The 11,702-nt window shown below is 46.9% G+C and carries 11 protein-coding genes; 8 read left to right on the top strand and 3 right to left on the bottom strand.

Annotated features, from left to right (window positions below; all coding sequences use genetic code 11):
• Positions 1–22: 22 nt before the first annotated feature.
• The 5 genes from BLU98_RS03125 to BLU98_RS03105 are packed head-to-tail and all read left to right on the top strand — an operon-like array spanning position 23 to position 5,278.
• Positions 23–1,159 carry an NAD(P) transhydrogenase subunit alpha gene (locus BLU98_RS03125; RefSeq protein ID WP_092721834.1) on the top strand — a complete coding sequence of 379 codons (1,137 nt, stop codon included), beginning with the start codon at positions 23–25 and terminating at the stop codon, positions 1,157–1,159.
• Between the two features lie 9 nt (positions 1,160–1,168).
• On the top strand, positions 1,169–1,477 hold the full coding sequence (locus BLU98_RS03120; RefSeq protein ID WP_026769353.1) for an NAD(P) transhydrogenase subunit alpha part 2: 309 nt from the start codon (positions 1,169–1,171) through the stop codon (positions 1,475–1,477).
• A 2-nt stretch (positions 1,478–1,479) separates the two neighbouring features.
• Positions 1,480–2,877: an NAD(P)(+) transhydrogenase (Re/Si-specific) subunit beta gene (locus BLU98_RS03115; protein ID WP_092721832.1), complete on the top strand. Its 1,398-nt coding sequence runs from the start codon at positions 1,480–1,482 to the stop codon at positions 2,875–2,877.
• A gap of 38 nt (positions 2,878–2,915) precedes the next feature.
• Positions 2,916–4,277, top strand: a complete 1,362-nt coding sequence (locus tag BLU98_RS03110) for a methyltransferase RsmF C-terminal domain-like protein (RefSeq protein ID WP_092721830.1) — start codon at positions 2,916–2,918, stop codon at positions 4,275–4,277.
• A gap of 29 nt (positions 4,278–4,306) precedes the next feature.
• Positions 4,307–5,278: a lytic transglycosylase gene (locus tag BLU98_RS03105; protein WP_257574671.1), complete on the top strand. Its 972-nt coding sequence runs from the start codon at positions 4,307–4,309 to the stop codon at positions 5,276–5,278.
• Positions 5,279–5,282: 4 nt separating this feature from the next.
• Here BLU98_RS03105 and fmt read toward each other — a convergent pair whose 3' ends face one another.
• The gene (fmt, locus tag BLU98_RS03100; protein ID WP_257574670.1) at positions 5,283–6,245 is read right to left on the bottom strand and encodes a methionyl-tRNA formyltransferase; all 963 of its coding nucleotides are present in this window, start codon (positions 6,243–6,245) and stop codon (positions 5,283–5,285) included.
• A gap of 99 nt (positions 6,246–6,344) precedes the next feature.
• On the opposite strand from fmt, the gene BLU98_RS03095 reads away from it, so the two are divergent.
• Positions 6,345–6,800 (top strand): FKBP-type peptidyl-prolyl cis-trans isomerase, encoded by a 456-nt coding sequence (locus BLU98_RS03095; RefSeq protein WP_092721825.1) that lies wholly within the window; start codon positions 6,345–6,347, stop codon positions 6,798–6,800.
• Between the two features lie 66 nt (positions 6,801–6,866).
• Here the strand turns inward: BLU98_RS03095 and BLU98_RS03090 are convergent, their stop codons facing one another.
• Positions 6,867–7,415, bottom strand: a complete 549-nt coding sequence (locus BLU98_RS03090) for a hypothetical protein (protein WP_092721823.1) — start codon at positions 7,413–7,415, stop codon at positions 6,867–6,869.
• A 151-nt stretch (positions 7,416–7,566) separates the two neighbouring features.
• Here BLU98_RS03090 and pepT point away from each other — a divergent pair, with 151 nt between their 5' ends.
• Positions 7,567–8,814 (top strand): peptidase T, encoded by a 1,248-nt coding sequence (pepT, locus tag BLU98_RS03085; protein WP_092721821.1) that lies wholly within the window; start codon positions 7,567–7,569, stop codon positions 8,812–8,814.
• A 99-nt stretch (positions 8,815–8,913) separates the two neighbouring features.
• Positions 8,914–10,629 (top strand): GMC oxidoreductase, encoded by a 1,716-nt coding sequence (locus tag BLU98_RS03080; protein WP_092721819.1) that lies wholly within the window; start codon positions 8,914–8,916, stop codon positions 10,627–10,629.
• A gap of 10 nt (positions 10,630–10,639) precedes the next feature.
• Here the strand turns inward: BLU98_RS03080 and BLU98_RS03075 are convergent, their stop codons facing one another.
• Entirely contained in the window at positions 10,640–11,530 is an 891-nt protein-coding gene (locus BLU98_RS03075; protein WP_092721817.1) for a helix-turn-helix domain-containing protein, read from the bottom strand.
• Between the last annotated feature and the right edge of the window lie 172 nt (positions 11,531–11,702).

Below are 11,702 nucleotides of genomic sequence, written 5' to 3'. Positions count from 1 at the left end.
AAAAAAAGCATAATTTGAATCCATGATTGTTGGAATACTGAAAGAGCAGCATGGCGACAAGCGAGTTTCTCTCTTACCTGAACAGGCACAGGCATTGGCAGCAAAAAAAGTGCAGGTAATGGTTGAGTCTAATGCAGGCGCTGCTGCCTTCGCTTCCGACGATGCGTATCGTGCCGTACATATTCCAACCGTATCGCGAAAAGAGTTATTACAACAGAGCGATGTACTCCTTTCCATTCATCCGTTAAGCACCACAGACCTGGAACTGATCAAACCGCATGCTGTTGTCATTGGTGTTTTTCAGCCCCTGTTTAACCATGCGTTGATGAAAGAATGGGCACAGCGTTCGCTCACTACATTCAGCCTCGATATGATTCCCCGCACCACACGTGCACAAAGCATGGATGTGTTGAGCAGCCAGGCAAATATTGCCGGCTACCGCTCTGTATTGCTGGCAGCCACTTTGTTTCCCCGTTATTTCCCCATGTTCATGACGGCGGCAGGCAGCATTGCGCCGGCCAAGGTATTGATATTGGGAGCCGGTGTGGCAGGATTGCAGGCCATTGCTACAGCGCGTAGACTCGGAGCAGTAGTTGAAGTGTCGGATACCAGGCCTGCAGTAAAGGAAGAAGTGATGAGCCTTGGGGCCAAATTTATAGAAGTGGATGGAGCGGCCGATGCCTCCAAAGCAGGGGGCTATGCAGTAGAACAGACAGAAGAATATAAACAGAAACAACAGGAGCGGTTGGCTGCTTCGGTTGCAAAGTCCGACATCATCATCACAACAGCACAGATACCGGGAAAGAAAGCGCCCTTATTAATTTCGGAAGCAATGCTGGATACCATGAAACCCGGCAGCGTGATCATAGACCTGGCTGCTTCCACCGGGGGAAATGTATTCGCTGCCCGTAACAACGAAACAGTGCAACGCAACGGCGTTACCATTGTTGGCAACAGCAACCTGGCAGCTGATATGCCCTTCGATGCAAGCAAACTCTATGGAAAGAATGTACTGAACTTTTTACAACTGATCACTGGTGCCGATGCGGGACTCCAACTGAATTTTGACGATGATATTGTAAAAGGAAGCTGCATCACACACGGAGGTAATATCGTGCACGAAAGAGTGGAACAACTGGTAGGTTCATCATACGCTTAATATTGTTTTATGGAAAGTTTTTTCGATTGGGTACACAACAATCATGCGATCATCTACATCGTGATCTTATCTATTTTCCTGGGTATTGAAGTGATCGGACGTGTGCCAAGTGTATTACACACCCCGTTGATGAGTGGCGCCAATGCCATACACGGCGTGGTGATCATCGGCGCCATCATTGTGATGGGAAGGGTTGACCCCGATAATTACATTGCATTGATCATAGGTTTCCTGGCAGTGATTTTAGGAACGTTGAATGTGGTGGGAGGTTTTATGGTTACAGACAGGATGCTTGAAATGTTTAAGAAGAAAAAATAGCTATGGGATTGAGCCTGCTTTCATTCATTTACCTGGTAGGGTCGGTAACTTTTATCCTGGGGTTGAAGATGTTATCGCATCCCGATACGGCCAGGAAAGGCAACCTGGTAGCCGCGGCCGGCATGACGCTGGCCATTATCGGCACCATTTTCTTGTATGAAGAAAATGGAGAACGGTTGCACAATCACCTGTGGATATTCGGCGGATTGCTCATCGGCAGCATTACCGGATGGATAGCCGCAAAAAAAGTGAAAATGACGGCCATGCCCGAAATGGTCAGTCTTTTCAATGGAATGGGCGGCGCCTGCGCAGCACTGATTTCCATCAATGAATATGGTCACCTCGTTGGTCGTGATGCAGCACAAGGAACCTTGCTTACTATTTTATTGGGACTGATCATAGGATCGGTTTCTTTTGCCGGCAGTATCATTGCCTGGGGTAAACTGAACGGCCGTATCAAAGATTTTGCTTTCAAAGGACAACAGATAGGCAATATCATATTGCTGTTGTTGACGCTGGCTGCGGCAGCATACCTGCTCTTCAACCTGAACAACGATAATTATTGGTTGTTCTATATCATTTTTGTTGCAGCATTGGTATATGGTGTGATGTTTGTGCTACCCATCGGTGGCGCCGATATGCCGGTCGTGATCTCTTTGTTGAACTCTTTCACCGGTGTGGCAGCTGCCTGCGGCGGATTCCTGTATAATAACCAGGTGATGCTTACCGGAGGTATATTGGTAGGCGCTGCCGGTACCCTGCTTACGATGCTCATGTGCAAAGCCATGAACCGCAGTCTTACCAATGTGCTCATCGGTTCTTTTGGTGGCAGTAGTGCCGCTGCGGCAGGTACCAAAGGAGAACAGGGTAGCTACAAAGAAATATCCCTGTCAGATGCTGCTGTATGTATGAGCTATGCCAATAAAGTGATGATCGTGCCTGGTTACGGTCTTGCAGTGGCACAGGCGCAACATGTATGCCATGAACTGGAAAAATTACTGGAAGAAAAAGGAGTGGAAGTGAAATATGCCATTCACCCGGTAGCCGGAAGGATGCCCGGACACATGAACGTATTGTTGGCGGAAGCCGATGTGAGTTATGATAAACTGCTTGAAATGGAGCAGGCGAATGACGAATTCAAAACCTCCGATGTAGTGTTGGTATTAGGCGCCAATGATGTAGTCAATCCTGCCGCTAAATCAGATCCTGCGTCTCCTATTTACGGAATGCCCATATTGGAAGTAGAGCAGGCCAAAACGGTTATCGTAAACAAACGAAGCATGAAGCCCGGTTATGCCGGCATTGAAAACGCACTCTTCTTTCAACCCAAAACCTCGATGTTGTTTGGCGATGCCAAAGCGGCTTTGCAGAAACTGGTAGCGGAGATCAAGAATGCCTGACTTTCTATCATTGCGCCATTTTCACATTACATTTGTAGATGACCCTTCCCCAGTCATTCCTGGATTCGCTGGAAAAAGCAAAAGGCTTCGACCGGGTTGCTTTTGAAGCAGCGCATACAACCGGTGAACAGGTAACTTCTATCAGGCTGAATCCTTTCAAAAAGGAAAATAATGCTTCGTTACCCGAAGGAGTGCAGGTGCCCTGGTGTCTGCAAGGTCTGTACCTTGAAGAACGCCCCTCTTTCACATTCGATCCGGCTTTTCATGCGGGCGCTTATTATGTACAGGAAGCCAGCAGTATGTTCATCTGGTATGTGCTGGAGCAGTTGATTGGCGGTAAAACGGCCGGAAAAAAAGTGCTGGACCTTTGTGCTGCGCCGGGAGGCAAAAGTACATTGCTCAGTACTTATTTTAAAGACGGATTGCTCGTGGCCAACGAAGTGATCAAAACACGCGCGGCTGTGCTGGTGGAAAACATCACCAAATGGGGAACAACGCCTGTGGTTGTTACGAATAACGACCCGGTACATTTTCAATCACTGCCTGCTTATTTCGATGTGATGATGGTAGATGCGCCTTGCAGCGGCAGCGGCCTTTTCCGGAAAGACCCTTCGGCCATAGCGGAATGGAGTGAAGACAATGTGCAGTTGTGCAGCCAGCGGCAACAAAGGATACTGGCCGATGTGCTGCCTGCACTCAAACAGGATGGATTGCTCCTGTATTCTACCTGTTCTTATTCGGTGGAAGAAGATGAAGCGATTGCCGATTGGCTCGTTGATGAAATGGGCATGGAATCTGTGCAACTGCAATTACCGGCAGCATGGGCTATTGTAGAAACCAATTCTCCCCGGCATCAGGCAAAGGGTTATCGTTTCTATCCCGATAAAATAAAAGGAGAAGGTTTTTTTATAAGTGTATTCCGGCAAAAGAAAGGTATCGTTGGTGCAGGAAAGAAACAAAAGGAACCGTCTTTACCGCAACCATCCCGGCAAGAGATGCAAATGCTGCAGGCATTCATGCCGAACCTGACCGATGTTGTTTTTTTCAAACAGGCAGATGCCATTCGTTGTATATCCGAGCCTTGGTGGCAGGACCTGAAACTGTTGGCGGGTCAGTTGTATATTAAAAAAGCAGGAACAGAACTGGGCAGCATCAAAGGACGTGATATCGTTCCATCGCATGAACTGGCATTAAGTTTGTTACCCATCGATCATTTCCCGGCTATTGATTTGCCAAGGGAAGAGGCTTTACAATACCTCCGCCGGAAAGAGTTCCGGGTAGATGCCAAACATGGATGGAATATAATAAGATATGACCATTTACCGTTAGGATGGGTGAAAATATTACCGAACCGCATCAATAATTACTACCCGGCAGCATGGAGAATATTAAAAGATTAGATTTGCAACATTGCAATCCACAGAAACGTATGAAAAATTTTGGTTGGCTGATCGTTTGTTTTTTTGTTGTGAGTACCGCGCAGGCCCAGGAAAAACTGGTAGCCCTGGGGAAAGCGCCTGCGCTCTATGTTAAACATAAAGTGGCCGGAGGAGAAGTACTGTCAGGTATTGCCAGTCATTATGGAACCACTTCCATACAGTTGGCCAAATTCAACGGCATCAAAGTAGCTACCCTGCTCAAAAAAGGAATAATCCTGAAGATACCCCTTACGCGCAATAACCTGGCGCAGGGACAGTCAGCCAGCTTCAACGAACCGGTGTATCACACGGTTGCCAAAGGAGACAATCTTTTTCATATCAGCCAGTCGTTCAACAATGTGAACATACAATTACTGCGCGACTGGAACGGTTTGAAAAGAGATGTTATCCGCGATGGACAGTTGTTGATCGTAGGCTATATCAAAGGAGGAAAAAGAAATGAAGTGGCGGCTGCCCCGGCTGTAACAGCACCAGTTGATGCACCTCCTGCATCTGTTAATACCAGCACACCTGCTCCGGTTGCGAAGAAAAACCAGCAACCACCGGTTACAGAACCGAAAAAAGAATCGGTTGAAGTAAAAAACGAAGCGCCGCAACAACAGACTGCCAATGCCGATATCAAATACGACCCCAAACCGGGTGATGAAGGATATTTCGCACTTCAATTTGCCAACCACCCCGAGACAGCGACGCAGCAATTCCATTCGGGTGATGCGGGCATTTTTAAGACCATCAGCGGGTGGACAGACCGTAAGTTTTATGTGTTGATGAATGATGTGCCTCCGGGAACCATTGTTCGCATCACTTCTACGAGCAACAAAAGTATTTGCGCCAAAGTGCTCGACAAACTCGTGGAAACCAAAGGAGGGGCGGGCTTGTTGCTGCGCATGAGTAATGCGGCGGCTGTGGCGCTCGACATGACGGATGGTAAATCGACGGTTTCCGTTACTTATTTTGAATAACAGTTTATGATGCCTGCAACCGGTAACCGCGCAGGAATTCGGCTACGGGCATTCTTTTCTTTCCTTCGAGCTGAAGGTCCAGCAAGTGAATAAAGCCATCTTTACAGGCAAACTTCAGGAAAGTTTTACCATCGGTAAATACAGCGCCGGGTATATGTTGGTGATCAACCAGTTCTTTTGAACTTTTGAAGAGTTTCAAAATTTTTCCATCCAGCATGGTCAGTGCGCCGGGAAAGGGAGAAAGGCCGCGGATGCGATTGTGGATCTGTGCTGCTGTCTCCGTCCAGTTGATGCGACAATCTTCTGTAAACAGCTTGGGCGCATGCTTTAATTGATCCGGTCCGGGGAACGCCGATTGATCTTTTTCTTCCAATGATCCGTCCAGTAAACTTTGTAAAGTTTCTACCAACAAGGAGGCGCCGATGATTTTCATGCGATCATGTACTTCGCCCGCTGTTTCATCTTCACCAATAGGAAAACTTTTTTGCAGCAATATATTGCCCGTATCGATCACATGCTGCAATTTGAAAGTGGTAACACCGGTAGTTGTTTCTCCGTTGATGATGGCCCAGTTGATGGGAGCGGCGCCACGGTATTGAGGCAACAAAGAACCATGTACATTGATGGTACCCACAGGAGGCATATTCCAAACGGCCTCCGGTAACATCCGGAACGCTACTACTATTTGAACATGTGCCTGCAAAGCGCTGAGCGCTGCCAGGAAAGCAGGGTCTCTCAGCTTTTCGGGTTGCAATACTGTCAACCCTTTTTCAAGCGCATATTTTTTTACGGCGCTGGTGGTTGGTTTCATACCTCTGCCGGCAGGTTTATCGGGAGCCGTCACAACACCCACCACCGAAAATCCGGCGTTGAGCAATGCATCCAATGAAGCCACGGCGAACTCCGGAGTACCCATGAATACAATACGTAAATCCTTCCTGGTGAGGGGCGAAAGGGTATTTGTCATGCTGCAAAAGTAGCCGTTAGTTGATGAAACCAAAATAGTTCTCCTTACATGCAGCCCCGATTGTACTTTTACACATAATTTAATGACAATACAAGACACATGCAACAAGTAAAAAAAGGTGATAAAGTAAAAGTGCATTATCACGGTAAATTAACCGATGGTACCACATTTGATTCTTCAGCGGGAAGGGAGCCACTTGAATTTGAAGTGGGAGGCGGAATGGTGATACCTGGTTTCGACAATGGTGTTACAGGAATGGCCATTGGAGAGAAAAAGACCATTCATATTCCGGTAGCCGAAGCATACGGACCCAAGCAGGAAGATATGATCATGGATTTTCCCAAAGACCGTTTCCCTGACGATATGGTACCGGAAGTGGGCATGCAATTGAACATGAGCAATGGTGCAGGACAACATATCCCGGTACGTATTGTTGCAATAAAAGATGAGGTGGTGGTATTGGATGCCAACCATCCGCTGGCGGGAGAAGATCTTGTCTTCGACCTGGAATTGGTAGCGATCGAAGGAGGAAGTCCTTTGATCATCATGCCCTGATAAAAAAAAGCGTGAGGAGTATCTATTGATCCATCTCCTCACGCTTTTTTATAGCCCAACTAACGCTCAGCTCTTTTTCTTCATCCACCATCCCAGCCAGATACCTGTTACGCCCCAAGCTACCAAAGCATCGATCAGGTGCGCATTGATATCTTTCGTCTGGAACCAGATATGCATCGTATATGCCGAGTTGAGGAACACGATCAACCCGATAAACACAGAAGAAAGGAAGATGGTTCCGAACGACGGACCATTCAGTTTGGAGAATATCCAGCAAGCCAGCCATACCATCACCAGGTTTACCAAAAATCCTCTTCCCATATTGCTGCCCATGTCACTCTTCATGGCCTTATGATAATAAACCTGTGCCCATGGTTTACCCGTAGCCGCTTCACCCATTTTTTTCTGGTCTTCCATGGAAGTTCCGTCAGGGAAAGAAGGCAGCATATAAGCGCCATCTTCTGAGAATTGAGCGCTGAGGTAACTCAGGATACTGTCCTGCTTCGGCGTATACTGTGCACCTTGTCTGTGCAAACCGGTTACCGTCCAGGAAAGGAACTGCCAGAGAAAAATGATGATGGCGCCTACGAGGGCGCCGACGATGGTTTTTTTCATATATAGGGGTTTGGTTATGCAAACAAAATAAACAATGTGATTGGCTTTTGCAATAGTTGTTAGATGTTAGTTGATAGTTGTCAGATGTTGTTTATTTTGTACGGGTAATGAAATTTTTCTAACAACTAACATCCAACAACTGACAACTCACATGGCAACTGGCTACTCATACACAGTTACAGAACGATTCCTGCGTTATGCGCAGGTAGATACCCAAAGCGATCCGCACAGCAATTCTTTCCCCAGTACCCATAAGCAAAAAGACCTGTCTTCCATATTGGCAGCAGAATTGAAAGCCATGGGCATTGAAGATGCCATGATGGACGAATATGGGTATGTATATGCCACGATTCCTGCTACTATTTCGAAACCAGTGCCTGTCATTTGTTTCTGCAGTCATGTAGATACAGCGCCGGATTGCAGCGGTACAGGTGTAAAGCCGATCCTGCACGAATCTTATGATGGCAGGGATATTGCATTGCCCGATGACCCGGAACAGATAATCCGTGTTGCAACCTATCCTTATCTCAAAACACATATTGGCCAGCCTGTGATCACGGCCAGTGGCACCACTTTGCTGGGTGCTGATGATAAAAGCGGCGTAGCCATCATCATGGACCTGGCGCATTACCTGCTTACACATCCTGAAATAAAACATGGTACCATCAAATTGTTGTTTACGCCCGATGAAGAAGTTGGACAGGGTACGGCCAAACTCGATCTGTCAAAATTGGGGGCATCCGTTGCCTATACATTGGACGGGGGTGAGCTGGGTAGTTTTGAAGATGAAACTTTCAGCGCAGATGGTGTGCGTATTACGGTACAAGGTGTCATTGCACATCCAGGTTATGCAAAGAACAAACTGGTAAATGCCTTGAAGATCGCAGGAGAGATACTCGCTGCATTACCTAAGAACGAATGGGCTCCTGAGGTTACGGAGAAACGGGAAGGATTTGTACATCCTGTTGGCATAAATGGAATTGCTGAGAAAGCAACGATCGAATTCATTGTGCGTGATTTTGATACTGCGAAACTGGCAGTATATGAAAACAGGTTGAAGCAGATGGCAATAGCCGTGCTGGGTCAATATCCTGGCGCCACCATGGAATTTGAAGTAACGGAACAGTACCGGAACATGAAAGAAATACTGGACCTGCATCCGCACATCAGTGCATATGCAGCTGAAGCCTACCGGCGCGCGGGAGTGGATATGATCAAAGAACCCATCCGGGGCGGAACAGATGGCAGCCGGCTGAGCTTTATGGGATTGCCCTGTCCGAATATTTTCACCGGCATGCAAGCCATTCACAGCAAACACGAATGGATCGGTGTGCGTGATATGGAAAAAGCGGTAGATGTGTTGACGCAGCTTGTGCAGGTATGGGAAGAGCGATCCTGAAAAAAAAAGGTGGACTCGTTGCAAAACCAAAAGAATGCCTTAGATTTAAGTGTTGATTATACATTTAACATCAACAATCTTATCTAAAATATCATTGCTATGCCCAACGATTCATTGCACATCAACAACAAAGCAACTACACAAAATACTTACGACGCCATTGTAATAGGCTCGGGCATCAGCGGCGGATGGGCCGCAAAAGAATTGACCGAAAAAGGGTTGAAAGTATTGATGCTCGAAAGAGGAAAACAACATGAGCACATCAAAGATTATGCGACTGCGAATAAAGATCCCTGGCAGTTTGAACACAGGGGCCGGACCACTGCAGAACAAAGAAAAAAATATCCGGTTATACATAGGGGGTGGGCAGCCAGCGAAGCTGTGATGGATGCCTGGGTAAATGAAGAAGATTGTCCGTATACGGAAATCAAACCCTTCACCTGGTGGCGTAGTTACCGGATGGGGGGGCGCTCTGTTTTATGGGGCAGGCAGAGCTATCGTTGGAGCGATCTCGATTTTGAAGCCAATGCCAAAGAAGGCGTTGGGGTTGACTGGCCCATTCGTTACAAAGACATCGCACCCTGGTACGATTATGTTGAAAAATTTGCGGGCATCAGCGGTTCGCTGGAAGGCTTGTCGCACCTGCCCGACGGGCAATTCCTTCCGCCAATGGATCTTAATTGTGTAGAGAAAGATGTAGCGGCCCGTATCAAAACAGAATACAAGGGAGCCAGGCACCTGATCATCGGTAGAGTAGCCAACTTAACGGCGCCCATTCCGGGAAGGACCCAGTGCCAGTTCCGCAACAGGTGTTGGGAGGGATGTCCGTTCGGTGGCTATTTCAGCACGCAATCTTCTACTTTGCCCGCGGCCATGAAAACGGGTAATTTAACGGTGCGCCCCGATGCTATTGTAACAAGGCTGCTATACGATAAAGACAGTAAAAAAGTGAAAGGCGTGGAAGTACTGGATGCTGTCAACAACAAGACTTATGTATACCATGCGAAGATCGTATTCCTCAATGCATCTGCGCTGAACTCTGCATGGGTATTGTTCAATACCGCCACGGATATATGGCCGGGCGGACTGGGCAGCAGCAGTGGCGAATTGGGGCATAATGTGATGGATCATCATTATAACCTGGGGGCAAGTGGCCAGGTAGAAGGCTATGAAGACAAATATTATTATGGCAGACGGGCCAATGGGTTTTATATTCCCCGGTTTGTAAATATCGGCAGCGACAAAAGAGACTACCTGCGAGGCTTTGGCTACCAGGGAGGGGCCAGCAGGGCAGGATGGAGCCGGAGCGTTGCAGAATTAGAGATAGGTGCGGGATTCAAAGAAGCGCTCACCGAGCCGGGCGGCTGGAGCATTGGCGCTACAGGGTTTGGTGAAATCCTGCCTTATCATGAAAACAAGATCATGCTGGATGCGAACCGGAAAGACAAGTGGGGGTTACCGGTGCTGGCCATGGATTGTGAACTCAGGGAGAATGAATTGAAAATGCGGAAAGATATTGTAGCGGAAATGAAAGCTATGCTTGAAGCATCGGGCGTGAAACAAGTGAATACCTGGGACCAGGGGCACGCGATCGGACATGGTATCCACGAAATGGGAACAGCCCGTATGGGAAGAGATCCGAAGACATCGGTACTGAATGGCCATAACCAGGTATGGGATGCGCAGAATGTATTTGTTACCGATGGCGCGTGCATGGTTTCTTCAGCCTGCCAGAATCCTTCACTCACTTATATGGCATTAACGGCCAGGGCAGCCAACTATGCGGTAGACGAATTAAAGAAGGGAAACTTGTAAGAAGCAAGGATCAGAAAAATATCCTGGCTTCAGATGTATAGGTTTCTTTAAACTCTTTGGGAGTACAGCCTTTCTTCTTTTTAAAGGTATGGTTGAAATTAGAGATATTGTTGAACCCGCAGGTGTAAGCGATCTCTGCAACAGATTGTGTGGTATTGATGAGCATACGTGAGGCATGACCAAGACGGATATCTGTCATGCGTTCAATAAAAGTCATGCCCGTACGGGCTTTGAAAAAGCGGCTGAAAGCAGATTCCGCCATATTGGTCAGGGCAGCTACTTCTGACAGGGAAACGGGTCTTTGAAAATGTTCATTCATGTATTCCATTACTTTTTCTATACGCCGGCTGTTGTAAGAAAGGTGTTCGGTATTACTGAAAGTGGTGTTGGCGAGCAGGCGTGTATGCCGGGAAATAGATAATTCATGCAGGATGGACATCAATTCAAGTACCGATTCGAAGCCATCTTTTTTATACAGGCGCATGATGCGATAGGAGAGTAGTTTTGCTGTTTCGTAAGAAAACAAAATACCCCTTTGTGCTTTCTCCAGCATATTACGCATAGCAGCCAATTGGCTACGTTGCAGAAAACTTTCTTCGAAAAGGTCGTGGTGAAACTGGATGGTTACTTCTGTGATATCGGTGTTATCGCATTTATGCTGAAACCAGGCATGTTGCAGCTCCGGACCAATGAGCACCAGTTCAAGATCAGCAACATCTTCTACATTATCTCCTACCACACGCCTGATTCCTTTGCCGTTTGTGATAAAGTTCAGTTCGAACGCTTTGTGGTAATGAATGGGCAAATCGAAAACACTCTTGTTTTTATTGAAAAAAACATGGAAGCAATCAGATTGAGCAAGCGGTGTGAACTCCTGCAATATTTCTCTTTGTGCAGCCAATAGAAAAAAGTTTATGCGATAGTTTTATTCAGGACGAACTCGTTTTCTAATATCGGTAATTATTTAGACAAAACTTGCTTTTGATATGCTGCATCATAATAGAAGCTGGAATGCTTATGAATGCTTGTTAGTGTAATATTGACAATAAAATATTTTATCTTTAACTTATATT

The organism is Hydrobacter penzbergensis (assembly GCF_900106985.1).
Classification (GTDB): Bacteria; Bacteroidota; Bacteroidia; order Chitinophagales; family Chitinophagaceae; genus Sediminibacterium; species Sediminibacterium magnilacihabitans.
The sequence above is the reverse complement of the archived record's forward strand: the minus strand, read 5'-3'. Positions and strand labels throughout refer to the sequence as shown.

Coding starts and splice junctions, on each gene's coding strand:
- BLU98_RS03110 (WP_092721830.1), top strand. CDS start 2,916: ATGACCCTTCCCCAGTCATTCCTGGATTCGCTGGAAAAAGCAAAAGGC.
- BLU98_RS03105 (WP_257574671.1), top strand. CDS start 4,307: ATGAAAAATTTTGGTTGGCTGATCGTTTGTTTTTTTGTTGTGAGTACC.
- BLU98_RS03125 (WP_092721834.1), top strand. CDS start 23: ATGATTGTTGGAATACTGAAAGAGCAGCATGGCGACAAGCGAGTTTCT.
- BLU98_RS03095 (WP_092721825.1), top strand. CDS start 6,345: ATGCAACAAGTAAAAAAAGGTGATAAAGTAAAAGTGCATTATCACGGT.
- pepT (WP_092721821.1), top strand. CDS start 7,567: ATGGCAACTGGCTACTCATACACAGTTACAGAACGATTCCTGCGTTAT.
- BLU98_RS03090 (WP_092721823.1), bottom strand. CDS start 7,415: ATGAAAAAAACCATCGTCGGCGCCCTCGTAGGCGCCATCATCATTTTT.
- fmt (WP_257574670.1), bottom strand. CDS start 6,245: ATGACAAATACCCTTTCGCCCCTCACCAGGAAGGATTTACGTATTGTA.
- BLU98_RS03115 (WP_092721832.1), top strand. CDS start 1,480: ATGGGATTGAGCCTGCTTTCATTCATTTACCTGGTAGGGTCGGTAACT.
- BLU98_RS03120 (WP_026769353.1), top strand. CDS start 1,169: ATGGAAAGTTTTTTCGATTGGGTACACAACAATCATGCGATCATCTAC.
- BLU98_RS03080 (WP_092721819.1), top strand. CDS start 8,914: ATGCCCAACGATTCATTGCACATCAACAACAAAGCAACTACACAAAAT.